23 protein-coding genes are annotated in these 23,983 nt (G+C 62.6%); 9 read left to right on the top strand and 14 right to left on the bottom strand.

Annotated features, from left to right (window positions below):
- Nucleotides 1-239: 239 nt before the first annotated feature.
- The 6 genes from IP68_RS19205 to IP68_RS19175 all read right to left on the bottom strand — a co-directional run bounded on the left by IP68_RS19205 (nt 240) and on the right by IP68_RS19175 (nt 7,540).
- Nucleotides 240-617 carry a TonB-dependent receptor gene (locus IP68_RS19205; protein WP_156318304.1) on the bottom strand — a complete coding sequence of 126 codons (378 nt, stop codon included), beginning with the start codon at nt 615-617 and terminating at the stop codon, nt 240-242.
- A gap of 11 nt (nt 618-628) precedes the next feature.
- Nucleotides 629-1,327: a hypothetical protein gene (locus tag IP68_RS19200; RefSeq protein WP_054136631.1), complete on the bottom strand. Its 699-nt coding sequence runs from the start codon at nt 1,325-1,327 to the stop codon at nt 629-631.
- 651 nt (nt 1,328-1,978) lie between these two features.
- Entirely contained in the window at nt 1,979-3,328 is a 1,350-nt protein-coding gene (locus tag IP68_RS19190; protein WP_156318303.1) for a DUF3526 domain-containing protein, read from the bottom strand.
- Between the two features lie 10 nt (nt 3,329-3,338).
- Nucleotides 3,339-4,748, bottom strand: coding sequence for a DUF3526 domain-containing protein (locus IP68_RS19185; protein WP_054136628.1), 1,410 nt, complete (start codon nt 4,746-4,748; stop codon nt 3,339-3,341).
- Nucleotides 4,745-5,455 (bottom strand): ABC transporter ATP-binding protein, encoded by a 711-nt coding sequence (locus IP68_RS19180; protein ID WP_054136637.1) that lies wholly within the window; start codon nt 5,453-5,455, stop codon nt 4,745-4,747. Before IP68_RS19180 ends, IP68_RS19185 begins: the two co-directional genes overlap by 4 nt.
- A 33-nt stretch (nt 5,456-5,488) precedes the next feature.
- The gene (locus IP68_RS19175) at nt 5,489-7,540 is read right to left on the bottom strand and encodes a TonB-dependent siderophore receptor (RefSeq protein WP_197275873.1); all 2,052 of its coding nucleotides are present in this window, start codon (nt 7,538-7,540) and stop codon (nt 5,489-5,491) included.
- Between the two features lie 72 nt (nt 7,541-7,612).
- Between IP68_RS19175 and IP68_RS19170 the strand changes: the two genes are divergently transcribed.
- Nucleotides 7,613-8,617 (top strand): PepSY domain-containing protein, encoded by a 1,005-nt coding sequence (locus IP68_RS19170; protein ID WP_054136626.1) that lies wholly within the window; start codon nt 7,613-7,615, stop codon nt 8,615-8,617.
- A gap of 382 nt (nt 8,618-8,999) precedes the next feature.
- On the opposite strand, the gene IP68_RS19165 is transcribed toward IP68_RS19170, so the two are convergent.
- The gene (locus IP68_RS19165) at nt 9,000-10,037 is read right to left on the bottom strand and encodes an AraC family transcriptional regulator (RefSeq protein WP_054136625.1); all 1,038 of its coding nucleotides are present in this window, start codon (nt 10,035-10,037) and stop codon (nt 9,000-9,002) included.
- A 123-nt stretch (nt 10,038-10,160) separates the two neighbouring features.
- Between IP68_RS19165 and IP68_RS19160 the strand changes: the two genes are divergently transcribed.
- From IP68_RS19160 to IP68_RS19130, 7 genes are all read left to right on the top strand, one after another.
- A complete protein-coding gene (locus tag IP68_RS19160) occupies nt 10,161-11,138 on the top strand; it encodes a quinone oxidoreductase (RefSeq protein ID WP_054136624.1) in 978 nt (325 codons plus the stop codon).
- Nucleotides 11,139-11,152: 14 nt separating this feature from the next.
- Nucleotides 11,153-12,001 carry a TauD/TfdA family dioxygenase gene (locus IP68_RS19155; RefSeq protein ID WP_054136623.1) on the top strand — a complete coding sequence of 283 codons (849 nt, stop codon included), beginning with the start codon at nt 11,153-11,155 and terminating at the stop codon, nt 11,999-12,001.
- A 36-nt stretch (nt 12,002-12,037) separates the two neighbouring features.
- The gene (locus IP68_RS19150) at nt 12,038-13,102 is read left to right on the top strand and encodes a 3-keto-5-aminohexanoate cleavage protein (RefSeq protein WP_054136622.1); all 1,065 of its coding nucleotides are present in this window, start codon (nt 12,038-12,040) and stop codon (nt 13,100-13,102) included.
- Nucleotides 13,099-13,653 (top strand): alpha/beta hydrolase, encoded by a 555-nt coding sequence (locus tag IP68_RS19145; RefSeq protein WP_054136621.1) that lies wholly within the window; start codon nt 13,099-13,101, stop codon nt 13,651-13,653. The genes IP68_RS19150 and IP68_RS19145 overlap by 4 nt, the downstream gene beginning before the upstream one ends.
- 22 nt (nt 13,654-13,675) lie before the next feature.
- Nucleotides 13,676-14,968 (top strand): MFS transporter, encoded by a 1,293-nt coding sequence (locus tag IP68_RS19140; protein ID WP_054136620.1) that lies wholly within the window; start codon nt 13,676-13,678, stop codon nt 14,966-14,968.
- Nucleotides 14,969-14,972: 4 nt separating this feature from the next.
- Nucleotides 14,973-15,968 (top strand): YeiH family protein, encoded by a 996-nt coding sequence (locus IP68_RS19135; RefSeq protein ID WP_082382511.1) that lies wholly within the window; start codon nt 14,973-14,975, stop codon nt 15,966-15,968.
- A gap of 121 nt (nt 15,969-16,089) precedes the next feature.
- A complete protein-coding gene (locus IP68_RS19130) occupies nt 16,090-18,417 on the top strand; it encodes a TonB-dependent receptor (RefSeq protein WP_054136618.1) in 2,328 nt (775 codons plus the stop codon).
- A gap of 574 nt (nt 18,418-18,991) precedes the next feature.
- On the opposite strand, the gene IP68_RS19125 is transcribed toward IP68_RS19130, so the two are convergent.
- The 3 genes from IP68_RS19125 to IP68_RS19115 all read right to left on the bottom strand — a co-directional run bounded on the left by IP68_RS19125 (nt 18,992) and on the right by IP68_RS19115 (nt 20,897).
- Nucleotides 18,992-19,195, bottom strand: coding sequence for an AlpA family transcriptional regulator (locus IP68_RS19125; RefSeq protein WP_054136617.1), 204 nt, complete (start codon nt 19,193-19,195; stop codon nt 18,992-18,994).
- A 241-nt stretch (nt 19,196-19,436) separates the two neighbouring features.
- Nucleotides 19,437-20,501, bottom strand: coding sequence for a mechanosensitive ion channel family protein (locus IP68_RS19120; RefSeq protein ID WP_054136616.1), 1,065 nt, complete (start codon nt 20,499-20,501; stop codon nt 19,437-19,439).
- Nucleotides 20,502-20,579: 78 nt separating this feature from the next.
- Nucleotides 20,580-20,897, bottom strand: coding sequence for a hypothetical protein (locus tag IP68_RS19115; RefSeq protein ID WP_054136615.1), 318 nt, complete (start codon nt 20,895-20,897; stop codon nt 20,580-20,582).
- Nucleotides 20,898-21,020: 123 nt separating this feature from the next.
- On the opposite strand from IP68_RS19115, the gene IP68_RS19110 reads away from it, so the two are divergent.
- Complete coding sequence (locus tag IP68_RS19110) at nt 21,021-21,278, top strand: hypothetical protein (RefSeq protein WP_054136614.1); 258 nt, start codon at nt 21,021-21,023, stop codon at nt 21,276-21,278.
- Nucleotides 21,279-21,360: 82 nt separating this feature from the next.
- On the opposite strand, the gene IP68_RS19105 is transcribed toward IP68_RS19110, so the two are convergent.
- The 4 genes from IP68_RS19105 to IP68_RS19090 all read right to left on the bottom strand — a co-directional run bounded on the left by IP68_RS19105 (nt 21,361) and on the right by IP68_RS19090 (nt 23,983).
- A complete protein-coding gene (locus IP68_RS19105) occupies nt 21,361-22,032 on the bottom strand; it encodes a DUF4142 domain-containing protein (protein ID WP_082382509.1) in 672 nt (223 codons plus the stop codon).
- Nucleotides 22,033-22,095: 63 nt separating this feature from the next.
- Nucleotides 22,096-22,554 carry a hypothetical protein gene (locus IP68_RS19100; RefSeq protein WP_156318300.1) on the bottom strand — a complete coding sequence of 153 codons (459 nt, stop codon included), beginning with the start codon at nt 22,552-22,554 and terminating at the stop codon, nt 22,096-22,098.
- A 35-nt stretch (nt 22,555-22,589) separates the two neighbouring features.
- Nucleotides 22,590-23,399: a glycosyltransferase family 2 protein gene (locus IP68_RS19095; RefSeq protein WP_197275872.1), complete on the bottom strand. Its 810-nt coding sequence runs from the start codon at nt 23,397-23,399 to the stop codon at nt 22,590-22,592.
- Nucleotides 23,396-23,983: a class I SAM-dependent methyltransferase gene (locus tag IP68_RS19090; RefSeq protein ID WP_054136611.1), complete on the bottom strand. Its 588-nt coding sequence runs from the start codon at nt 23,981-23,983 to the stop codon at nt 23,396-23,398. The genes IP68_RS19095 and IP68_RS19090 overlap by 4 nt, the downstream gene beginning before the upstream one ends.

Below are 23,983 nucleotides of genomic sequence, written 5' to 3'. Positions count from 1 at the left end.
CCGCGGGTTCCTGCACTGGAGGCTTTCGTACGCAAGCGCCCGAAACCCTTCACAGTCTCGGTCGTTCCCGATCGTTCGCGATGACGTCTGCTACAGCCAAAAGCCGCCATACGGCTTTCAGGATCGCATTTTGGCCACGCTCATGGCTCTAACTGAGTGGATTAGCGAATGTCCGCAATGCAGAGGTCGGAAGCAGGTTTGATATCTGCGCTGGCTGTCTGGGACGCGAGAGACAAAACTCAAAAATCCGCCGACAGCGACAGGTTGAATCTGCGCGAGGGGATGAACTGGAAACCACCGCCGCCGGTGACGTTCCACCCGAAGGTGTTGGTCAGGTTTGCAATCTGCGCGCGCACCTCGGCGGGGCTGCGCCCCAGCTTGAAGCGGTAGCGCGTGCCCAGATCGATAGTCGCCCGTTCGGGAATGAACAGGCTGTTGTCGATCTGCGCCGCTCGGTCACCGGTGTAGTTGATACCCAGATCGACCGACAGAGCATCCAGGGCGGGTGGCTGATAATCGACCCTGAGGTCGAGGGTCGTGCCCACGCGGCCCAGCGGGCGTTCGCCCAAGCGGCCTTGCTCGACCGCCTCGCCGGTAACGCGGGGGCGCATCAGCATTGCACCTGCAATCACGTTAAGGCCTGGCAGGGGCTTGGCGGTGAGCGAAATCTCCGCCCCCTATGCTTCACTTCGCCCAGCACCCGGAAGACATTGTCGGCGTCGAGCTCGAAATAGGGACGGCGCACGTCGAACAGACCTGCGATCAGCTTGACGTCCTTCGTCAGCGTCCAGCGCACCCCCGCCTCGACCTGCCGGGTGCGCAGCGCGGGCAGGGACAGGTTGGCGTTGGCGGCAAAGGACGGCGCGGTGCCGCTTTCCTCGAGCCCGCGGGTGGTGGCGGCGTAAAGCACAATGCCATCCATCGCGGTCAGCACCGCCGAGGCATTCCAGAGGATCGGGCTGTCGGCGTTGGCGGTGGGCGCAAGGGCGGGCGCGCGCACCTTCTTGCGGTATCGGGTCTTCTGCAGACCGAAATTGATCTCTCTCAGGCCCTGCCACTGCATTTCATAGCCGAGCGCGCCGGTCTCCTGGCGTATCTCGTCGCGGGTGAGCGCGCCAAAAGCCACATCCGGCTCAGGCACCGATTCTGCGACATCGATCGCGCCAGGGCCAAGGCTGCGAAAGGCAAAGCCGCCCAGATCATCGTCCACGCGGCGAAAGCGCGCCGAGGCCAGCAGGTGGTGGCAGCGCGGGCCCTCGGTAAACTCTCGCTCGACAAGCAGTTCACCCGAATAGGATTGCGACACCTGATCGCGCCCCAACAGCACCTGCCGCTCTGTCCTGCCATGGGCGTTCTCGCGAAGAGGTTTGCCCCGAACTGGTCGATGGTGAAGCGAGAGGAGAACAGGCCCAGCCCGATTTGCCACGGCCCGCGATCGACCTTCGCCATGGCGCCGAAATTCTGCGGATGTCCCGCCCAGTCGGCCCAGTGCTGCCCGTAGAAGCGGTTGCGGGCGATGGGGCGGGGGAGGAAGGCGCCGGAAGTGAAGATCACCGGAGTCGTCTCCTCGTCGAAATAGTCGTAGCGGCTGAAGAAGCCTGTCACCTCCACGCCCTTGGCAGGCCGCCAGCGCGCGACGCCGCCATAGCGCACGAACCAGAAATCGGCTCCGTCGGGGTACACGAGTTCCTCCACCCCTGCGCCGCGAAGGCGGAGAAGCCGCGCACATTGCCGCCGTTGTAGAGCCCGATCGTCTCATCCCCGACGCTGGTGCCGAAGGCGTCCGAGGCCTGAGTGATGACGTTCTCTTCCGAGCGGTTGACCAGCGCAATGTTGGCGCCGACGTCACGCTCCCGAGCGGTTGTCGCATCCGCTTGCTCCGAGGCGGGCGGATTGCTGCCTTGCGCCGCTGCCGGACGGAGCGGGGCTAGCAGAAGCGCTGATGCCAGCAGCGCCGCGCTTCGCAATGGCGCCGTCGTCACGCGAGCTTAAGGCGCGCGAAGCGCCGACCTGCCAGAAGCATCAGACCGGTGGCAAGCGCGGCAAGGGTCGCGATCGCACCCCAGGGCATCACGCGCACGGGCGACCAGGCGAAACGCGGCATCTCCTCGGCGTCTGCGGCCCCGATGATGGCGCCGCGCTCCACGAACTCGCCGCCGAACCGGCGCAGCGCGGTGCGGTATTGCTCGCTTGCGGTACGAAAGCCCTGCCCCCCGGCAGCATCGGTTCCGGCAGCCTCTTCCAGCGCGCGCTTGGCCACCAGCGCGGGCGAGGCCCACGACAGCGCCTCGGCGAAGCGCTGCTGGGCGGTGAGCTGCTCGGTGAAGCGCCGGTCAATCGGGGCAGTCGCCGCCTCGACGTTCTGCGCCACCTCCCAGGTCTTGCGGATCGAGGCAAGGCGGCCTTCGAATTCGCCCGATGCGATCTCCGGGTGATCGTTCTCGTAGGCCTCGGTCGAGGCGATCTCGGCGGCGCGGGCGGCGGCGATCTGCTCGAAGCGTGATGGCGGCGGGTAGCTGGCCTGCACGATGGCCGAAAACGCTGCGGGCAGCACCAGCGTGACGAGCGCCCACAGCGCGACCAGCGTGAAGGCTGCGGTCTCGGCGCCGATGTCGAGAGAGTTGATCCACGCCCCGCACGCGGCCCACAGCAGCAGGAACAGGACCGCCACCAGCAGCCATACACTCGCCGCCTGCCAGCGACCTGCCACATCCGGCCCGCTCGCCAGTTGCACGAGCACCGCCGCCGCGATCATCAGCAGCACCAGCGCAAGGCGCGGGAGAATGCGAGCGATCACCAGACGCACCGGATCGCCCGCCTGCGCCACGATCAGGCGGGCCATGCCGCTGTCGCGGTCGGCGGCGAACAGGCTGTAAAGCAGGCCGATCAGCACCAGCGGCGCAAGCACCACCACCACGAAACCGAGGTCGATCCCGCCGCGCACCAGCAGCTCCGGGTTATCGAGCCCGCTGCGCTGGAACAGCGTGTCGCGGCCGGTGCGCATGGTGACCGTGGTGGTATAGGGATCGAGCGCCGCGCGCCCGACGCTCAGTTCGGGAAGCAGGGGAAGCGGAGCAATTAGCACCTGGCGCAGGCGATAGGGCGTGAGGATCGCCTCCTCGGGGGGCAGTTCGGCATCGGCCAACCGCTCGCGCAATTGTTCGGCCGCCTCGCTCTGACGGAGTTGGGCGGCGGCCCGACCGTCGATCTGGCCCTGCATCAGCGCCGCGCCGGACAGGCAGGCCAGCGCCAGCGCGCCCGCAAGAACTGCTAGCAGGGCCAGCGCCGCGCGGTCGCGTAGCATCACGCGGAGCTCAAGCGCGATCATCCCGAGCACCCTATTGCCCCGCACCGTTGAGCCGCTGTGCCGAACGCAGCACTAGAACCATCGCCCCTGCCAGCCAGACCAGCAGGATCAGCGCCTCGCGCCACAGTCCGGCAAGCGTCTCGCCCAGCGACGGCGGGACGAAGGCAAAGTCCTCGACCTCGGACCACAGCTGCGGATCAGCGAGATAATCGAAGTCTGTACCAGCGCCGTTGCGGATCAGATCGGTGTTGAGCTGCGTCACCACCGCCCGGCGGCGGCTTTCGGCCTGTTCCTGAAAGGCGATCTGATGCGGCATGTCGGTGCCGCTCAGCGCCATGGAGATGTTCTGCAGGGCGGGCAGCGGGGAGACAAGACTTGCCCAGCGCAGCACCGCACGCTGGGCATCGTAGACGGCGAAGAGCGCGCGGAACTTCTCGTCATAGACCTGGTTGCCGAGCCGCTCGTCCTCCTCGAGCTGGAGACCGCCGAAGCTGACCGGCAGGTCCTCGATCCGGCTGCCCCCGTATTGCGCCATCATCTTGGCCGCAAAGGTGTCCATCCCCTCGGCGAAGGGGCTGGGATAGGCCGCCTTGGCCGCAGCGACATCGGCCCAGAACTGCTCGCCGGTGGGTGCCGGGGCGGCGTAGTCGGCAAGAGAAGCGGCTGCGCGCGGGGTCAGCACGATAGCGAAGAGCCACAGCCCCGCGAGCATCATCAGCGCCTGCCCCGAGGAGCGCGCGTGCAGCGACACCATCACAGCGATCGCCGCCACGATCGCCAGGAAAGCGCCATAGGCTATGAGCCATACGGCCAGCCGTGCCGGATCGATGGGCCCCGCACCCGCGGCGGCGATCACCCCGACGAGGCTGATCACGCCGCCCAGCGCCAGCGTCACCGCGCCGACCGAGGCGAGCTTGGCCCTGACAAGGTTTGCCGCGCCCACCCCGCTCGCCAGCATCAGCCGCAGCGTTCCCCGCTCCCGCTCGCGCGCGACGCAGCTGGCGGCGATGACGGCGACGAGCAGCGGCATAAGCATCTGCAGCACCCAGGCGAGGCTGAAGTCCCCGCTCGGCAGGATCACGGTCTGATCGTCGACCGGCCGGGCGACCGCCGGGTTGCGGTTGTGCGCCTCCATCCACACCGCGCTGCCCGAAAAGGCAGCGATACCGGGATCGAGCACCGCCTGTGCGGTGAGCGGCTTGAACGCCCATTTCGAGAAATGCGCCGCACTGTGGGGATTGCGTGCGCCCTGTCCTTCCCAGGTGGCGCGATCGGCGGCGATGGTGGCGGCGCGGTCCGCTTCATGGGCGTTGATTCGGGCATAAGCGGTCAATAGCGCGGTGACGGCCAGCGCAAGCACCAGCAATGCCATGACAACGACCCGCCGATCACGGCGCAGCTCGCGCAGGTCCTTGGTGAGGATCGCGGCGGTGATGCTCATGCCGCGCGCTCTGCCATGTGGGTGAGGTAAATCGCCTCCAGTTCGCCGGCAGAAAGGGTTGCCGGGTCGATCATGGCCAGTAGCTGCCCGTGGCGCATGATCCCGATTCGGGTGGCGACATCCTTCGCGCGGAAGATGTCGTGGGTGGAGATCAGCAGCGCCGTGCCGCCCGCAGCGGTCTCGCGCAGCACCGCGACCAGATCATTGGCGGCTGCCGGATCAAGGCCTGACAGCGGCTCGTCGAGCAGGATCGCTTTGGCCCGTTTCATTAGGGCAATCGCAAGGCCCAGCTTCTGGCGCATGCCCTTGGAATAGGTGCCCGCAGGACGATCGATAGCGCCATCGGGGAACCGCAGCCTTGAAAGGATCGCATCCCGCGCGGCACGATCGACCCGCTCGCCAGCCAGCTGCGCGAAGAAATCCAGGTTCTCCGCCCCGGTCAGTGTTGGATAGAGCGCCACGACCTCCGCCACATAGCCAAGCTTCTTGCGTGCTGCAGAAAGATTGCGGGCGACCTCGACACCGTCCACCAGCGCCGCTCCGGCGGATGGTTCCAAAAAGCCGAGGAAGAGGTTGATCGTGGTGGTCTTGCCAGCGCCGTTCGCCCCGAGCAGGCACACAGTCTCGCCCGCCGCGACCTGAAGGTCGAGCCGATCGAGCGCCACAGCCTCGCCAAACTGCTTGGAGAGACCGACCGCTTCGAGCACCTGAGGCTGCGTCGTCATGCTGCCCTCGTCTTCTCAGAATCCTGCGCGCAGGGTCAGTTGGACCTGACGGCGCTCTCCAAAGAATACCGCGCGGAAATCGCCGCCGGTGAAATAGGTCTCGTCAAACAGGTTCTTCACATTGAGCGCGGCTTCGAACGGGCCGAAATCGTGGCGCACCGCTGCGTCGAACACGGTGAAGGCGGGGAGGATGTCGAGCGCATCATTGGCCCGGCGCTCGCCGACATGGCGCACCCCAATGCTGCCTTCACTTCTTGGCAGTCCGACGGCATCGCCCAGCAGCGTCAGGAACATGCTTGCCGAGTTTTTGGGGACATTGAGCGAGGTCAGGCCGACATCACCATTGTTGCTAGCCCGCACCTTGGCATCGAGAAAGGTATAGCCCGCCTGTACAATCAGCGCCTCGCCGATCCGTCCACTGAGCTCGATCTCCGCCCCCTTGTGCCGCTGCGCGCCGACCAGCACGCTGAAACCGGGATTGGCAGGATCGCCATTGACGATGTTGGTCTGGTCGATCTGGAAGATCGCCGCCTGCGCCGACAGCCGCTTATCGGCAGATTGCCAGCGCAGACCAGCTTCGATCTGCTCGCCCTGCGAGGGCGGCGGAGTTTGCCCATTGGTGAGCGGATCGAACCCGAACTGTGGCTCGAAAGATTGGCTATAGCTAAGGTAGGGCGAAAACCCGGCGTCGCTGACATACATAACCGCCGCGTTGAAACTGGTATCGCTGTCGTCCTGAGTGCGGGTGGTTCCGGCGAGCACATCGGTGCTGCTGGTGTCCGAGTCCGACTGGCGCACCCCGGCGACCACGATGAACCGCTCTGCGACCTTCGCCCGATATTGGGCGTAAAGGCCAACCTGCTTCAAGGCGACGTCAGCCGAGAAGAACGGCCCCAACGGCACGGGAGCGATGCCATAGACAGGCGCGTTGGGGTTGATCGGCGCCAGGCCGAACAGCTCGCCCGAATTGCGATCGGTGAAGTCCTGATAGTCGATACCGATCATCACCCGGTGTTCGATGTTGCCGGTGCCAAACACAGCTTCAAGCTGGTTGTCGGTCGAGAGCATCTTGCGATCGCCGATGTAGTCGAACCCACGGCGGGTAATGCTTGTCGGTGTTGAGCCCCCGCGCGGCGCCTGAACGATCGGGCCTTCAATGCTGAGATCGCTGTATCTGAGGCGCGAGCGGAACTGCAGCGCATCGCTGAACCGGTGCGAGAACTGGTAGCCGATCTGGACCTGTTCCGACGTCAGCCGATCAAGATCGGGCTCGCCCAGAAACAGCGAACGCCGGATCGGCCCGGCGGCGCTCGGCTGCAAGGTGCCCAACAGAGGCACGCCGATGGTGCGGTCGTAATCATCGCGCTGATAGAGCGCGAGCAGCGTCAGCTTGGTCGCATCGCTCGGCCGCCATGTGACGCTGGGCGCCACGAAGATCCGCTCGGCCCCGACGAAGTCCTGCGTGTCCCCGCGCGAGGCGTAGACAATCGGCGCGCGCGCAGACAACGTGTCGCTTTCGTTGAGCGCCCCGCCAATATCGGCAGTGAGGCGATAAAAGTCGTCGGTACCGATGGTCGCGGTGAAATCGGCGACCCGCTCAGGCGAAGCGACCCGGCTCGTCATGTTGACCACACCGCCCGGCGCGATCTGTCCGAACAGCACAGATGCCGGCCCCTTCACAACCTCGATCGAGGCGAGCCCGCCCGGCTCCTGCTGCTGAAGGTAGCTCGGATCAAGCCGCAGACCATCGCGGAACTGATAACGCGATTGATTGAAGCCTCGTACCAGGAATTCATCGAAACCCGAGCGCCCGGCAAGTTCGGCTTGCACCGAAGGCACGTAACGCAGAATTTCCTCGACGCTGGTGGCGTTTTGGCGCCCGAACGCGTCTTGCATAATGACGGTGATGTTCTGCGGAGTCTCGGCCAGCGGAACGTCGAGCTTGGCGATCGCAGTGGCGGTAACGACAATGTCGGCCGCATTGTCTTGATCTGCTTTGCTGCCTTCCTGAGCTTGCAGCGCCGTCGGCACCGCAGAGATAACCGCAGCCAAAATGATTTTCTTCACGTCTTTCATTGACCCCCTGCGCTTCCTGACAATGCTAATTGATATGTTACACCATTACATTTAGCAACGCTTATGTTCAAAATTCTGCTGACCCATCGATGGCTTTCACTTGTGCTGGGGCTGCCGATGGCTCTCGTCGCATTGACTGGTATGCCACTGGCTTTGTGGGAAGAGGCCGATGCCATTTTCGCACCAAACTTCTATCCGTCCACGCCTGCAAGCGCGAAGGGCGCCGCCGACCGCGCCATCTCCGTGGTCAAAGCCCGGCACCCCGGCATAGCGCTGGATTTCATCTATTTTCCGCGCGCCTCCTCTGCGATGCACGTCGGCGGAACGACCAGTTCTGGCGAGCAGATCGAGGTGGCGGTTGACGGATCTGGCCAGCTGATCCTTGGCACGCGAAGCCACAGCGCCAGCACGATCGGCCAGATCCATGCATTCCACTCCGAATTTTTCGCGGGCGATGCCGGGCGATGGCTCATGCTCGCTTTGGCATGGGTGCTGTTCGTCTCAACCGCCACGGGGGTGTGGATGTGGCTGGTGCAGCGGCGGCTTGAGCGAGCCTCGCTGAAAATGACCCGCACCCCGAGCAGAGCCAAAGTGCTTCACAACGTAATTGGCATCTGGTCATCCGGGCTGTTGCTTACGATGGCTCTGACGACGATCGTGCTGACCTGGCCGGACCAACCGGGAACGCTAGCGCATGTTCATACCCGCCACTCACCGACTGCACCGATGGCAGGGAGGATAGCCCATGCCGTCGAAATTCACGCTGGCACGATGAAGCTCCGCAGCATTTCGCTTCGTGCCCCACCTGACGCGCCGGCCCGCGCAATTGTCGAAAACTCAGCCGGGATCATGCGCATCATGTTGGTCGACATCGAAGGAGGGGCCGTCATCGCCGAGCGGCCGCTGGCGGTGACCTCGACCGATGCATTTGCGCGAGGATTGCATGGCGGGTCTGCCTTTGGGCATGCAGGGCGTTGGTTCATGGCTGGCGCGAGCCTCTTACCCATAACATTGTTCTTGACCTGCCTTTCGATGTTCACGCGAAGGAGGTGCCGAAAGCGACGATGAAAACCGATCCATCGCATGCGACACACCAGACCCATTCCGCAGTGACCAGATGGGGGTCGCTTGCTGAACGGCAGCAATTGGGAAGCGCTCCCGCAAAAAGCCGCCAATCGGGAGGCGATCACCACAGTGTCGGCTTTTGGTGAAGTCGGGCATCTTCAAGGCGGTTTAGAAAGGGCAGAAATGTCCCACGAACGTGCATTCGCATTCGGCAGCAGTCGACCCAGACCCAGTCGTACACGACAGCCACGATGAATGTCCGGGTCTGTCAAAAGGAGCCGTTTAGGGCGGCGCTAAGCGACGAGTTGGTTGTGTGCTCCAATTCCAAGCCGACTGCCGACAAGAAGCTTGAAAGCAGATATCACTGAACACATCACCTGGTTAATCAATGACGGTGCCCTGGCACTTCATCGTTCCTCTGGCGGTGGATTGCGCGCGCCTGACTCGGGGGCATTCCGAAGGTGTTGGCATGCCAGCGCGTGAATGCACCAATAGAGCCATAGCCGAGCATCTCAGCTACATCCGTGATGCGCATCCGGTGGTTGGCCAAGTATTGAACCGCAAGTTGCATACGCGCGCTGTTGAGCAGCACGCTGAAGCTGGTCTGTTCAGCATCAAGCAGCCGCTGCAACGTGCGAACCGTCAGCCCCATGGCTGCCGCGCAGCCGTGGATGGTGGCGCGGCCGGAGGGCAGCAGCAGCTGGATCAGTTGACTGACGTCTTGCGTCGCTGACCGGCTTGCAGGACTCATCACCGCGTCAAGCAACTGCCGCGCGTGCGCTGCAAGCTGATCATCGGCCTTCAGATTAGGTCGATCGAGATCAGCGGCAGCAATAACGATGCCGTTGAATTCCGAGTTGAACTGCGGTCGGCAATTGAACACGCGGAGGAACACCGTACTCTCGGACGTCCCAGGTGAATCGTGCGATAAACAGACAGTAAGCGGTGCCCATAAATCACCAAGAACGCTCCGGCACAATCGGGCGAGCACGCCGAGCGCGAGATTGGTGGACTGGCGAGATGGCTCAGGGCGACGTAACTGAAAATCCTCGCGCAGGATCACGTCGCTCCCATGCTCGTCACAGTGCAGCACCAATGTCGAGTTGATCCGCGAGCGGAACTCCTGAAGCGTATGCAATGCGGTTCGAAGCGTGGACTGGTGCGCGATCAGCAAGCTTGTGGCCCCCAGGTTGGCGAGCGAACGGCATTCCGCCATTCGCAGGCCGAGCGTGAGGCAACCCGTCTCGGCGGCGCTGCGCTCCAGCAGCCGGATCGCTGCCTGGACGGGGATCAGTCTTTCCGGGTTCACGAGAAGGTCGCCGGTGAGCCCCTGCTCGCGCAGCAATGGGCGTGGATCGACCGCGAAACCTGCCATTGTTTCGAGATACCCGGTCAACGCTGCGACCCGGACAAGCTCCGCCATGCCTTTGCTCTCCCATCGCGCCAGCTGACGTGGCGTCGAATGTGAAAACAATGTCACCAATTGTGAAAAATGCCAACCCGAAACGCCCTACCGCTCAGGCTAACAACAATGGGAGAGGATGCTATGGCTCAGGCCGTCCGCTTTTACGAGACTGGAGGTCCAGAGGTCTTGCGCCTGGAGGATGTCGCGGTCGGCGATCCCGGTCCGGGCGAGGTGCGCATTCGCCATGCAGCGGTAGGCTGCAACTTTGCCGACACCTATTTCCGCTCCGGCTATTATCCTGTGCAGCCACCATGCGGCATCGGTGTCGAAGGCGCGGGCACGATTGTCGCGGTGGGCGAAGGCGTGACGGCTTTCGCCGAAGGTGACAGGGTCGCCTACAACGGCAGCCCATTAGGTGCGTACAGTACTGAACGGGTGATGCCCGCCGCTCCGCTGTTCAAGCTGCCTGGCGGGATTTCCTTCGAGACGGCGGCAGCCTCGACGATGCGCGGGCTGTCTGCAACATATTGGCTGACCAAGGCCAATCCGATGATGAAGCCGGGCGACACCATCCTGCTCCACGCCGCTGCGGGCGGCGTTGGGCTGCTCGCCGTGCAACTCGCCAAGCTGCTTGGCCTGCGGGTGATCGGGACCGTCTCGAACGAAGCGAAGGCCGAAGCCGCTCGCGCAGCCGGATGCGACGACATCATTTTCTACCGTCGAGAGGATGTTGCCGAGCGGGTCAAGGCGCTGACCGACGGTGCGGGCGTAACCACCGTGTTCGACAGCGTAGGCAAAGATACGTTCGATGCGTCTCTGAAATCCCTGAAGCGGCGCGGGATGCTGGTTGCCTGCGGCACTGCGTCTGGTCCGTTTCCACCGGTCGATGCCTTTCAGCTCATGCTACAAGGCTCGGTGTATTTCACGCGCCCCGCCTTTGCGGATTATTATGCCGATCCGATCGAACGCGCCGAACTGGCCAGCCTCTGGTTCGACCATCTCTCGGCAGGCCGGATCAGGGTCGAAATTGGCCAGCGGTACCGCCTTGAACAGTGCGTTGACGCCCACCGCGATCTTGAAGCGGGCCGAACGATCGGCTCGTCGATCTTCGTGATTTGACCGGAGGCAGGCCCATGCGCATTGAAAAGCTCACCACCCATATCGGTGCCGAACTGATTGACATCAGCCTTGCGGATGCGGCGCGCGACGATGGGTTGTTTGCCGAAATTCGGGCTGCACTGCTGGAACACAAAGTGCTGTTCCTGCGCAATCAGGACATTGATCGGTCGGACCATGTTGCCTTCGCTGAGCGTTTCGGGTCGCTTGAAGACCATCCGGTGGCCGGGAGCGATCCCGATTACCCTGGTCTGGTCAGGATCTACAAGGACGAGAATTCGCCACCTGACTACTACGAAAACGCTTGGCACTGCGATGCGACGTGGCGCGATGCCCCTCCCATGGGGTGCGTGCTGCGTTGCGTCGCCTGTCCGCCGGTGGGTGGCGACACGATGTGGGCAAATATGGCGAAAGCCTATACCGATCTGCCCGATCATGTGAAACAGACCATCGCGCCACTTAAAGCGCGCCATTCGATCGAGGCCTCTTTCGGTGCCCGCATGAGCGAGGTGGATCGGCACGCGCTGAAAGCCCGCTTCCCCGATGCAGAACACCCGGTGGTGCGCACGCATCCCGAAACGGGTGAAAAAGTTCTGTTCGTGAACGGATTCACGACTCACTTCACCAATTATCATACGGCTGACAACGTGCGCTACGGACAGGACCATGCCCCTGGCGGCGCGCACCTGCTACAATATCTGATCGGCCGCGCCGCAATCCCCGAGTATCAGGTGCGCTGGCGCTGGCAGCCAGGCTCGGTCGCCATCTGGGACAACCGTTCCACCCAGCACTACGCCGTAATGGATTACGCCCCGACCGTGCGGCGCATGGAACGCGCAGGGATCATCGGCGACCGACCCTATTGAACTTGACAGGAAAACAGCCTCCCAAGGAGATACCCGATGCAATTCCTCGACGATAGCCTACTGCCTCAGAACCAGGACAAGCTGGTGATCACCGTTGCACCTTATGGCCCCGAATGGGCGCCGGAGGACTTTCCCGAGGACATCCCGGTAACGATGGAAGAGCAGGTCCAGAAGGCCGTGGATTGCTATAATGCGGGTGCCACCGTGCTGCACCTCCATTGCCGTGAGCTCGATGGTCATGGTTCCAAGCGTCTTTCGATGTTCAACGAGATGATCGACCATATCCGCTCGCGCGTGCCGGAGATGATCATCCAGGTCGGCGGGTCGATTTCCTTCGCACCGGAAGGCGAGGAGGATGGCGCCGAGGCCAAATGGCTTTCCGACGAGGTTCGCCACATGCTGGCCGAGCTGACGCCCGCCCCAGAGCAGGTCACCATCGCGGTCAACACCACGCAGATGAACATCATGGACCTGATGGATGAAGCGGAATACGGGCAGACCACGCTCGCCAATCCGGCGCTGTATCAGGCCTATCGCGAGATGGTCGTGCCGGCCGGTCCCCAATGGGTCGAAGAACATCTGCGTCGCCTGACGGGTGCAGGCATCCAGCCGCACTTTCAGCTGACCTGCATGCCCGATATGGAAACGGTCGAGCGCCTCATTCGCCGAGGTCATTACAAGGGCCCGCTCAACCTCACCTGGGTTGGTATCGGCGGCGGTTTCGACGGCCCGAACCCTGCCAACTTCATGGAATTCATCCGCCGCGCACCTGATGGCTCGACAGTGACGCTTGAGAGTGTGATGGGGAATGTGCTGCCGATCAACACTATTGCCATCGCGTTGGGCATGCATACCCGCTGCGGTATCGAGGACACGATCTACGATCCGCACGGCAACAAGATGGGCTCGGTCGCGCAGATCGAGCAGCTGGTGCGGATCAGCCGCGAACTGGGCCGGGAAGTTGCCAATGGCGAAGAGGCCCGCGCCATCTACAAGATCGGCACGCAATACAATTCGACCGAGGAAACGCTGGCGCGTCTCGGCATGGCACCCAATCGCGAGCGCGGTCAGCTGGCCATTCCGATCCGCGAGGTGGCATGACCGTCACCGTCCTTTTCGTGCCGGGTCTGCGCGATCATGTTGCCGATCACTGGCAGACTCATGCCGCAAATGCCCTGCCCGGATCGATCACGGTCGAGCCGATCCAGCAGGACCGGCTGAGCCTTGCCGCGCGGGTCAACGCGCTTGACGCGGCACTGCATGCGATCTCGGGGGAGGTCGTGCTTGCCGCGCACAGCGCCGGCTGCCTGATGGTCGCGGCCTGGGCGGCTCATCCGACCCGCCCAATCAGGGGTGCGTTGCTCGCTACACCGGCGGATGTCGAGAGCCCGTTGCCCGAAGGCTATCCAACGCTTGATGAACTGTCCGCCAATGGCTGGTGCCCGATCGCACGCAAGCTCTTGCCCTTTCCCTCGATTGTCGCCGCCAGCCATAATGATCCGCTGGCCAGCTTCGAACGGGTCTCTGGGCTCGCAATAGACTGGGGGGGCGAGCTGTTCGACGCTGGCAACGTGGGCCACCTCAACCCGCCTTCGGGTTTCGGCAAGTGGCGAGAAGCCTTGCCATTGATCAACCGGCTCGCGGCGCGCTAACCCGCCGCCTGGAGACAAACGCATGGCTGGTCCGATCAATCTCGATGCCCATGCAGAAGGGCCGGCAAGAGCAACGGTCTATAGCTGGATCGTGTTCGCGCTCACCTTCGGGCTGTTGATTTCGGACTATATGGCCCGGCAGGTTCTCAATGCGGTGTTTCCGCTGCTCAAGGCGGAATGGCAGTTGAGCGATGCACAACTTGGCCTACTCTCCGGCATCGTGGCGGTGATGGTCGGGCTGCTTACGTTCCCGCTCTCGTTGGCAGCCGACCGGTGGGGGCGCGTGCGCAGCCTTGCGCTGATGGCGATCGTCTGGAGCCTTGCAACATTGTTCTGCGCAAGGGCTGCGAACTTCGAGCAAATGCTGGTGGGTCGTGCTCTGGTCGGCGTCGGTGAAGCGGCCTACGGGTCGGTTGGCATCGCCGTCGTGATCAGCGTATTTCCGCAGCGCCTGCGGGCGACGTTGGCAGCTGCCTTCATGGCAGGCGGCCTGTTCGGACAAGTGCTTGGAGTAGCGGTTGGCGGGACCGTCGCGGCCAGCCATGGCTGGCGCTCAGCCTTCATGCTGATCGGGCTGGTAGGGCTGGTACTCGGCGTGCTTTACCCGATGCTGGTGCGAGAAACGCGCGTGCGGCTACTGGCAGGGTTGGGGCAGGTCGATGACGGATCATCCGATTCCAAGGCTGCGGCGCCACTCAAAGCTCTGGTCGCCAGCCGCTCGGTTCGCCTCGCCTATCTCGGCAGCGGATTGCAGCTCTTCGCTGCCGGGGCCATGCCCGCATGGCTGCCGAGCTTCCTGAACCGCAATTACGGTTTTGCGCTGGACCGCGCCGGTCAGGTTGCCGCGCTGCTATTGCTGGCCTGTGGGACGGGAATGATCGTGTGCGGGATGCTGAGCGATCGCCTTTCGCGCGACCGGCCCGAACACAAGATCAATCTCGCGATCGGCTATTGCATCGGCACGGCCGTCTGTCTGACAGTCGCTTTTTCGCTGACGCCGGGCACGGCGCAACTCGTCCTGATTGCCTGCGCGATGTTCTTGGCGGCCGGCACGGTGGGCCCCACGGGTGCGATGGTGGCCAATCTTACTCCGCTCGCCATTCACGGATCAGCTTTTGCGACCCTGACACTGGCGAACAATCTCATTGGCCTTGCCCCCGGACCGATCCTCACTGGCAGACTTGCCGATGTGATAGGCCTGGGATCGGCATTTCGCTTCCTGCCTCTGCCCTGCATCGCCGCAGGGATCGTCTTCGCCCTGATGCGCCGCAGCTATCTGGCTGATCTGGAACGACGCCAGGCGCTCTCGGCCTGATCACGTGACACAGTTCTTCGAACGCGCCAGCACGCTGGCCCCCGGGGTTGCAGTTTCACTGGTGTTGGCCCTGGCGGCTACGTTCCTGTCGGAGCATTACGCGGCCCCTGTAATGCTATTCGCCCTGCTTCTGGGATTGGGGTTCAACTTTCTCGCCGACATTGGCAAGACGCGGCCGGGGGTCGACTTCTCCGCCAGGGCGCTGCTGCGGATCGGAGTTGCTTTGCTTGGATTGCGCATTGGTGCGAGTCAGATTGCCGCGCTGGGGTGGCAGCCTGTGCTCATGGTTGTCCTGCTGGTCGCAGCGTTGATCGTCGGGTCGATCGCGCTGGCGCGAACGATGGGCTTCAACCCGCTGTTCGGATTTTTGTCTGGCGGAGCGACGGCCATTTGCGGTGCCTCCGCTGCGCTGGCCATCGCCGCATCGCTGCCCGCGCACGAGCGCAAGGATCAGGCGATGCTGTTCACGGTGATCCTGGTTTCCGTGCTGTCGACGATCGCGATGATCGCCTACCCGTTGGTGGCCGACCTTGCAGGCCTTACCGATCGGCAAGCCGGGATATTCCTTGGCGCGACCATCCACGATGTGGCCCAGGTCGTCGGCGCTGGGTATGCGATCTCGCCCGAGGCAGGCGATACGGCGGTGATCGTCAAGCTGGTGCGCGTCGCCATGCTGCTTCCTGTCATCATGGTGGCAGGACAGATCACCCGGCACGACGCAACGGCAGGGTCGGAAAGACCGCCGCTATTGCCATGGTTCGTCGTGGCTTTTGCGATACTGGTCATCGTCAACAGCCTGCTGGCGTTGCCTGCTGCCGTCACTGCCGGAGCAGGCGAACTCTCGCGCTGGTGCCTCGTGATCAGCCTGGCAGCTATCGGCATGAAGACACGTCCGGGTGATCTCGTGAAGGTGGGGATCAAGCCTGTTGTTCTTATGCTTGTCCAAACGGTGCTCCTGGCGGGTATCACCATGGCGGTCATCAAATTGGGCTGGCTGTGACACGAATTGCAAAATTGCTGTCACCAAATGTGAAATATCGGACCGGATCACGCACTATCACCAATCCCAATAAACGAGAGGATGGGAGACTGAAATGGGCCTAGGACACCTTCGCCGGTGCGTGAGCGCGCTTGCGATCATCGCGGCATCTGCAACCGCCGCACATGCCCAGGAGAGTGCCGCGCAAGACGGCGCTGCGATTGATGGCGAGATCATCGTGACTGCCCAGAAGCGCGCCGAAAGCGTGCAGGACGTGCCGATCTCAATCGTCGCCATCAGCGGGGAAGGCCTTGCACAGGCGAACGTCCTCACCGTGCTGGACCTTGGGCAGGTCGCACCCAACTTCCAGTCGGTGCGCTCCTCAAACACCGGATCGACACGGCTTGGCATTCGCGGCGTGGGATCGCTTGCCAATACCCTGATCGAGCCCAGCGTGGCCGTCTTCATGGACGGAGTCTATGTGCCCCGCTCCGGCTCGATCCTCGGTGCTTTTCTCGACATCGAAAGCGTGGAAGTGCTGCGCGGCCCACAGGGCACGTTGTTCGGGCGCAACGCCAGCGTTGGCGCACTATCCCTGCGCGCTGCCAAGCCGAAGGACGAGTTCAGCGGCGAGGTGTCTGCGGAATTCGGTTCCTTCGATCGCTACCGCATCCAGGGCCATGTGAACGTCCCGTTGACCGACAATGTCGCCATGCGCCTTGCCGGCATGGCCCAATGGTTCGATGGGCCATGGTTCAACCGGCTCGATGGCAAGAATTACGGAGGCTCAGACGACGTCTCGCTGCGTGGCACCATCAAGGCCGACCTTGGCAATTTCGAATGGATCGTGCGCGGGGATTACACCCGGCTCGAAGGTGACGGGGTCGCCAATTTCGATTTTGACCCCGCGTCGGTCAGCCCGGCACGTCTGGACTTCATCCGCGCCGCCTTCAACGGCGGTCCCGACACCAACCTGCGCGACAGGGTGATGAACCAGTTCATCGCGCAGGGACTGGTTGACGAGAACTGGGGCATCGCGAGCGAGGCATCGCTCGACCTTGGTGGCAGCACCTTGCGGATGATCAACAGCTACCGTGTATGGACCAATGACCAGCTCGACGGCGACATCATCTACTTCCCTGTCAGCCTTGCCTCGCGGCGGAGCCTGTTCGATTCGAAAAGTCACAACCACGAGTTGCAGTTCATCTCGCCAGAAAAGGAATGGTTTGGCGGCGCGTTCGACATGGTGGCCGGTCTCTATTATTTCGAGGAGGATTTCGGTCTCGGCGAACAGCTCAATCTCGGCACAAGCTTCTGTGGCGTTCTGGTTCCCGCAGGTCCTGGGCGAACCGCTTGCAGCAGCTTCGTGGCGAACACCGGCGGCATCGCCGCGACCGATCAGGACGTGTTCCAGAACGTCAAGAGCTTCGCAATCTACGGCCAGGGCAACGTCCATCTCAGCGACAAGTTGACGCTGACGCTCGGCGGCCGCTGGACGAAGGACCGCAAGCGGGGAACCTACGCTCAGGCTTCCAGTCCCTTTACCCAGACGCTGCGCGCCACCGAACGTCTGACGTTCCCCGGCATCAACGAAGACCGCTTCACCTACCGTGCCAGCCTGAACTACACGCCGACCGATGACGTGCTGCTGTTTGCGAATATCTCGACCGGTTACAAATCGGGTGGATACAATTCCGGTGGTGGCACGCCGTCGCTTTCGGTGGTCGATGCCAATGGCAACCTTGTTTCGACCCGCCGCCTCTTCGACCGCGAGACCGTGACCAACTACGAGATCGGCGCAAAGACCAGCTGGTTTGACCGCCTGTTGACCGCCAATGCCACGCTGTTCCGCATGGATATTGACGGCTTTCAGGACCGCGCCTTTGATGGCGTAAGCTTCATTGTCCGCAATGCCGGAGCCTTGCGCCAGCAGGGGCTTGAACTGGATCTCAGGCTCGCGCCCAGCAGGGATTTCTCGATTTCCGGTTCGGTCGCCTATCTCGACTCCGAGTTTACCGATTTTGCCAACGCCTCCAACCTTCCGGGCCTCCCCGGAACACAGGTGCTAAACGGCAAGCCCAACACATTCTCACCCAAATGGTCGGGCAATGTGGCGGTCGATTGGGGCACGGACATCGGGTCGAGCGGCATGCGGCTGAACGTGAACAGCAACCTGTTCTTCACATCCAGCCAGTTTGTCGGCACCGTGAACGATGCCAACCTGCAATCGCGCGCGCCTGGCTATGCGCTGTTAGGCGGACGGATTTCGCTCGACGGCCCGGATGGACTTTGGACAGTCGCACTGTTTGCCCGCAATCTGCTCGACAAGGCATACCGGCCGCTGTCGGTCTATCAGCCGCTGGGCGGGGCGCTGGGTCTCAGCAACACGGTGTTTCCGGGAAGTACGGCCAATCGCGTGATGGCCGGCGAGCCCCGGGCCTTGGGTGTATCAGCAACCTTGCGATTCTAGGCCGCGCACCGTGCCGACATTTCTGTTTGCGCGGAACATCTTGCCGCGGGCCCGCAGCACAAAGAGCAGGACGTCCGCTCCCGCCAACTGGCATGAATGGACGTCCTGCAACCAATGATGTCGTTTGGGCTCGTTCATTGTGCTCAGTGAAGCGCCGGAACCGAATATCGCAAGCCGGTTTCATCAAGCATTCGCTTGTCCGCATCATTTCTCGTCTCCTTATACGGGAGGAAAAGCTGAGAGCCTACTTCCCGTTCAGGCCCGTTAACCGTCACTCTGGGTGCCAGCTTGACAACCGAATGATGTCGGCTTCCAGTAAAGCTGGCCGTTCGAGACGGCGCTGAGGGACGGCAGGAATGTCCCAAACCCCGCCACCCATGGTGAAAGGCAACTATGTCCGCTTCCAGGCAATCGGCGGGCGAACTGCAATGACCGCTATGGGCGCAAAGCTGACTGGCGGCTTACCGATCCGACTGCCATCTGCAATGCTTCGACGTGCGATATGGACTGCGCCCGCCCCCTCGGTGGAGACAAGCCTCACGTTGCAGCACTGGCTTCAGCCAACTTGGCCCGCTCAATCGCCGACCTTATAAAACATCGAGTTGCGCAGCCACTCCTCAAGAGTCGATTCCCGCCATCCGCAGGATCGCTCTGCGATCTTGATCTGCTTCGGGAACGTCCCCGCCTGGTTCTTGCGGTAGAGCGTCGCGCGAGAAAGCCCGGTGCGATCGAGCACGGTGTTGAGCCTCAGGAACCTGTCGGGTGGATGGGATGCCATGGCCATTGTCTCCATCTTGTGATGTGATCTGCCCCTGCCTGCGGCACAGATTGGCGATGTGCCGCTGCGCGTCAATCGAGCCTCCTACGGTGATTTCGCAGGCAATGGGGCAGGGGAGCGCTGGGGGCATGCCGCTTCGGCGCATGTCTCGTGCAAGTCGCTCTCCGTGACAATAGGGATTTCCTATCCTAGTGTCTCCCGTCCTCGGAGGCGCAAGCTGTGAGCGCGCGGCCCCTTTTTTCTAATGGTCCACAGCCCCATCTTGTGTTTCGAATTGCAGCCGGTTGCGGTTGAGCGAGCCTGGCGCTTCGTGCGCGATATGGCGCAGCACCGCCTCGCGCACGTCGCACCGCATGTCGAACAGCTCTGATCCGTTGCGCCCGCTCATCAGTACGCGAAGTTGCAGCACCTGCGCGGTCATGTCGGTCACTTGCAGCACTGCGACGCGCTGGTCCCACAGCCGGTGGCTGCGCACCTGTGCCACCGCGAAGCTGCGGATGCTCTCGACATCGGCGGTATGATCGACATAGAGCATTACGGTGCCCAACAGGTGGCTGGTCTCGCGTGTCCAATTCTCGATCGTGTCCTCCAGCAGCTTGGACACCGGGATCACCAGCCGCCGGTCGTCCCAGATCTTCAGCACGACATAGGTCAGCGTGATCTTCTCGACCCGTCCCCATTCGCCCTGATAGACCACCACGTCGTCGATGCGAACCGGCTCGGTAAACGCAAGCTGGATTCCGGCGACGAGGTTCTTGAGCAAGGGCTGCGCTGCGACGCCAAAGGCAAGGCCCGCAATGCCCGCCGATGCCACCAGCGCGACGCCGATCTCGCGCACCGCAGGGATCTTGAGCAGCAACAGGCCCAGGCTGACAATGACCACCACGATCGTCGCGATCCGCGCGAGGATGTCGGCCCGGGTCCGCCTGCGCCGTGCGGTCAGGTTGTTTGCGGCGGAAAGGTCTGATCGGGAACTGACGTATCCGTGGAGGAACCGGATGATGGCGATGACAAGCCAGCCCCACAGCAGCGGCAGGATGATCCGCACGGCACCCACGACAAGCGTCGCATATTGAGGATGGTCGGGCAGCACCTCATCCACCGATAGCAGCGCGAGGCTAACCATGATCCAGCGCAACGGATGATAGATGCACATTGTCATCGCATCATCCTGTCCCGTGCGGGTGCGCCACGCGATGCGCCGGAACACGAACACCAAAGCGAGATGGGCCAGCAGCGCTGCAGCCACCAAGGTCGCCATCAGCACCGGGGTTCGGGCAATCGTCCAAATTTCCGTGGTATCCATAAGCAGCCCCAACGCCTGCCGATGGCAGGGGTTTCATGGCCGTGCGGCGTCAGCTTGGCGAAACGTCGAGGAACTTCATCACCGCAAGGCCCCCATCATCGCAGGTGTGGCAGAGCCGTGCTCGATCCGGCGGCTGGCCTGGGGTATGATATCGGCCATCACGACGAACAGCATTGCGCCTGCCGAGAACCCCAGCGCCCAGGGTAGGGCGGCAGTCGACAGCTGGACGATGGCGACGCCTACCAACCCGCCAAGCGGTTCGATCAGCCCGGTCGCCAGCGCGCCTAGCAGCACCGCACCGATGACCATCGCTGCAGCGACCGGCTTGGATGACCCCGTCGACTGCGCGCGCTCGATGCCGGGGATGATCAGCGGAAAGAATGCCGAGGCAATCATCAGATGTCGCCAGCGGTGTGGCACGGCTCGTTCCAAAGCCTATGTTAGGGATCGCCCGATTGTCCGGCGCTAACCTTACGGTCTCTCCCCCAAGTCTCACCACCCGCCCCACAGGAGACCGCAATGTCTGACAATCCCAAGATTCCCGCCAATGATGATGACGCGATGCAGGACCAGACCGGCAAGGGCGGCGGAGGCGAGTCCGGCGGTGGTGCCTATCCCAACCCCCATACCGGCAAGGAAGAGCGCGGTGGCAACCCCGGGGACTTTCAGGGTGGGCAGAGTGAGAACCGCTATTTTGGATCTGATGCCGCAGCGGGCAACTCTGCCAAGGGTGCCAAGCGCGATAGGTTGGCATCGGACGAGGACACCGGGGAGTAACGCCTGGACCCTGCAATCCGCTCACGCAAAAAAATGGCGACCCGAAGGCCGCCAGTGAGATGAAGCTGGTTGGTCTGTCACGTCATTGACCGCCCGACGTGGTTGCAGCAGCGCCTTGACCAGTCGCAGCGCCCGTGTCGATCGCGTCGGTCGCGGCGCTTCCCGTCATCGAGTTGACCTGGTCGTGGTGCTTGCGGATGACCGGAACCACTGTTTGCGCGAAAGCCTTGAGATCCGCATTGTCGCCATTGGCGCCATAGCCTTCGTGCAGTGCCAGCGCTTTGCGATGCGCCATCATCTGCTGGTTCTGATATTCAAGGTCAAACGCCGCGCCGCTAGCCGACTTGAGGCGATCAATCATGCCCTGATGCTCCGCGTCGAGCCGCGAAGGAGGAGTCGCAGCGGGCGACATCTTGGCCATGACCGCCTTCATGTCCTGCGATGACTTGGTATGGTCGTCGATCATCATCTGGCCAAATGCCCGGGTCTGCTCCGACTGGGCCTTCTGCACGGCCAGCTTGCCGGCTTCGATTTCATATTTGTCGGAGATTGCGACCCGATTGACATAAATGCCAGCTGGCACATTTTCGGGCATCATCGCCCCGTCCGGTCCGATGGTACCATCTGAGGTATCGGTGGCCATCTCATCACCGGCCATGGTGGCATCTGCCTGAGCCTTATCGGCCTGCTGGCTATCGGGTGTATCGCACGCCGTTGACAACAGAGCCGCCGTCAGAATTGCAATGGTACGCATTGTCCTATCCTCTCGACTGTAAGTTGAGGATTAGGCGATACGGCCCCTTGGTCTGGTACGAACTTACATAGGCAAGTGCGGTGCCAGCGAAGTGGTGGGAGAGGACAATCCAGAAGCTTCCTGCCGCGCCTGATCGATCAGGTCGATCATCGCGGCAAAGCCCTGCTGGCAGACTGGTTTTTCAAAGTGCGGCACACCTGCAAACTCGCTGCGGACCGGCTGATCGTCGTATCCGGTGCAGAACAGGAACGGCACGCCGTCCTGCGAGAGGCAACGCGCCATGGGAAACACGGCGGTCCCGCGCAAATTGATGTCGAGGATGACGAAATCGATCCTTCCGCAGCTCTTGTACAGCGACAGCGCGATCGGGAGTGTCGCTGCAGGGCCATTCTCAGTAGGCAGCCAGTAGGAAGCGCTGTGTTGCCAACGAGCAATCTGGATTGCAGCATCCTTTTCAAAGAGTGTGCGTCCCAAACTGATCGCATGGGTCCACGTGACGTGAAAACTTCGCTTGCGCTTCACAGATTACTCGAGCGTTGGATACTTTGGTAATGATACTAGTGCTCCGCGGGCTTCTGCAGCACTGTCAGTGACATGCGTTCGATTGCGATCAGGCCCATCTCCTCGAACTGGTGCAACCAGCCTGCCATCGGCCAGAAGCCCCAGCGCGCCCGAAAGAGTTGGGCGTTGCGCACGATGTCACCAAAATGCTGGAGCGGCGGATCGGGGCTGGGATGGTACTGGTGGAAGGCGCCGGGGCCTCCCATGAACAGAAGCGGCAGCCCTGCTGCAGTGGCGCGAAAACCGAAGTCGGTGTCTTCGCCGCCATAGCCCAGATAGGCTTGGTCAAACCCCCCTAACGCGTCGAACCGCTTGCGGCGAATGCCGAACGCCAGCGACCAGAACAGCCCGGGATTTTCTTCGGCGCGCAAGCCCTTTTCGGGAAAGTTGCGAACGGCATGCGGCTTGCCCCGGGCTGCGAGATCCTTCTCGTCCCAGCTCCCGCGCGCATCTTCCGGACCAAGATAGAGTATTTCGGCGCAGATCAGCGCGTCGGCCTGCTTCAAGGCCTGGTCCATGGTTCCGATCAACGAAGCCGTCGGAATGCAATCGACATCGAGAAACAGCAGGTTCTCGAAGCTAGCATGCCGCGCAGCCAGATTGCGCGCTTCGGCAAGCGGCAGGTGTTCAGTGGCAAGCCTTTTCACGTGGCAGGGAAAGTCAGTATCGAGCTGCTCGATCGGCGGCTCGCTCGCCATATCAACCACAATGAGCTCGCCCGGAGGTTCGATGCTGCGACGCAATCCTTCGACCAGTTGGGCCAGATGCCCGGCACGGTTGCGCACGATCGTGAGAACCGAGATCATGCGCCCATCCGCCAGAGATCGAGACGATATTCGGGCTGGCGATCGGCGTGAAGAAGCATGATACGCTCGGCGAGCATCGCTTGCAGCTTCTGCACGGCACCGTCGCCCGATTGCGGATAGTCGGTATCGCCGGTCCAATGTACAAGCAGCAGTTCGCCCCCGGCAACCACAGCGCCTGCGATCCAATCGGCGGCGCGCTGCAGATCGCCATCGTCCCAATAATAGGCCACTTCGGAGAGCAGCAACAGATCGAACGCCTTGTCTGCAGGAGCCTGCCGGGGAAACTCGATCCGCTCAAAGGTCACCTGGGGCAGGCTGCTGCAGCGTGCGCGCGCCGTGTCCAGCGCGGTTTGGCTGACATCGATCGCCAGCAGCCGCTCGCAATACGGCGCCAGCTGGGCGGTCAGCACGCCGTTGGCGCAGCCAACCTCCAGCGCGCGGTCGAAACGGCGATCGCCCAGCGCCGCCAGTGTTCGCGCGTATTTTGCCTGCTCATAGGCCCTGGTCTCGAAGCCCCAGGGATCGGGCGTTTCGCGAAACATTTGCTCGAAATATTCGGCATCGAGGCTGGTCTGGTGTCGCAT

Origin of the sequence: Blastomonas sp. AAP25 (assembly GCF_001295965.1) — a bacterium.
Taxonomy (GTDB): Bacteria; Pseudomonadota; Alphaproteobacteria; order Sphingomonadales; family Sphingomonadaceae; genus Blastomonas; species Blastomonas fulva.
Note: the sequence above shows the minus strand (reverse complement) of the source record. Positions and strands in the feature narration are given on the sequence as shown.

Bases quoted from the DNA above. Each gene is read 5' to 3' on its own strand.
- IP68_RS19155 (WP_054136623.1), top strand. From the start codon at position 11,153: ATGCGCATTGAAAAGCTCACCACCCATATCGGTGCCGAACTGATTGAC.
- IP68_RS19095 (WP_197275872.1), bottom strand. From the start codon at position 23,399: ATGATCTCGGTTCTCACGATCGTGCGCAACCGTGCCGGGCATCTGGCC.
- IP68_RS19110 (WP_054136614.1), top strand. From the start codon at position 21,021: ATGTCTGACAATCCCAAGATTCCCGCCAATGATGATGACGCGATGCAG.
- IP68_RS19090 (WP_054136611.1), bottom strand. From the start codon at position 23,983: ATGCGACACCAGACCAGCCTCGATGCCGAATATTTCGAGCAAATGTTT.
- IP68_RS19150 (WP_054136622.1), top strand. From the start codon at position 12,038: ATGCAATTCCTCGACGATAGCCTACTGCCTCAGAACCAGGACAAGCTG.
- IP68_RS19145 (WP_054136621.1), top strand. From the start codon at position 13,099: ATGACCGTCACCGTCCTTTTCGTGCCGGGTCTGCGCGATCATGTTGCC.
- IP68_RS19170 (WP_054136626.1), top strand. From the start codon at position 7,613: ATGTTCAAAATTCTGCTGACCCATCGATGGCTTTCACTTGTGCTGGGG.
- IP68_RS19205 (WP_156318304.1), bottom strand. From the start codon at position 617: ATGCTGATGCGCCCCCGCGTTACCGGCGAGGCGGTCGAGCAAGGCCGC.
- IP68_RS19190 (WP_156318303.1), bottom strand. From the start codon at position 3,328: ATGATCGCGCTTGAGCTCCGCGTGATGCTACGCGACCGCGCGGCGCTG.
- IP68_RS19120 (WP_054136616.1), bottom strand. From the start codon at position 20,501: ATGGATACCACGGAAATTTGGACGATTGCCCGAACCCCGGTGCTGATG.
- IP68_RS19115 (WP_054136615.1), bottom strand. From the start codon at position 20,897: ATGATTGCCTCGGCATTCTTTCCGCTGATCATCCCCGGCATCGAGCGC.
- IP68_RS19160 (WP_054136624.1), top strand. From the start codon at position 10,161: ATGGCTCAGGCCGTCCGCTTTTACGAGACTGGAGGTCCAGAGGTCTTG.
- IP68_RS19125 (WP_054136617.1), bottom strand. From the start codon at position 19,195: ATGGCATCCCATCCACCCGACAGGTTCCTGAGGCTCAACACCGTGCTC.
- IP68_RS19165 (WP_054136625.1), bottom strand. From the start codon at position 10,037: ATGGCGGAGCTTGTCCGGGTCGCAGCGTTGACCGGGTATCTCGAAACA.
- IP68_RS19105 (WP_082382509.1), bottom strand. From the start codon at position 22,032: ATGCGTACCATTGCAATTCTGACGGCGGCTCTGTTGTCAACGGCGTGC.
- IP68_RS19140 (WP_054136620.1), top strand. From the start codon at position 13,676: ATGGCTGGTCCGATCAATCTCGATGCCCATGCAGAAGGGCCGGCAAGA.
- IP68_RS19185 (WP_054136628.1), bottom strand. From the start codon at position 4,748: ATGAGCATCACCGCCGCGATCCTCACCAAGGACCTGCGCGAGCTGCGC.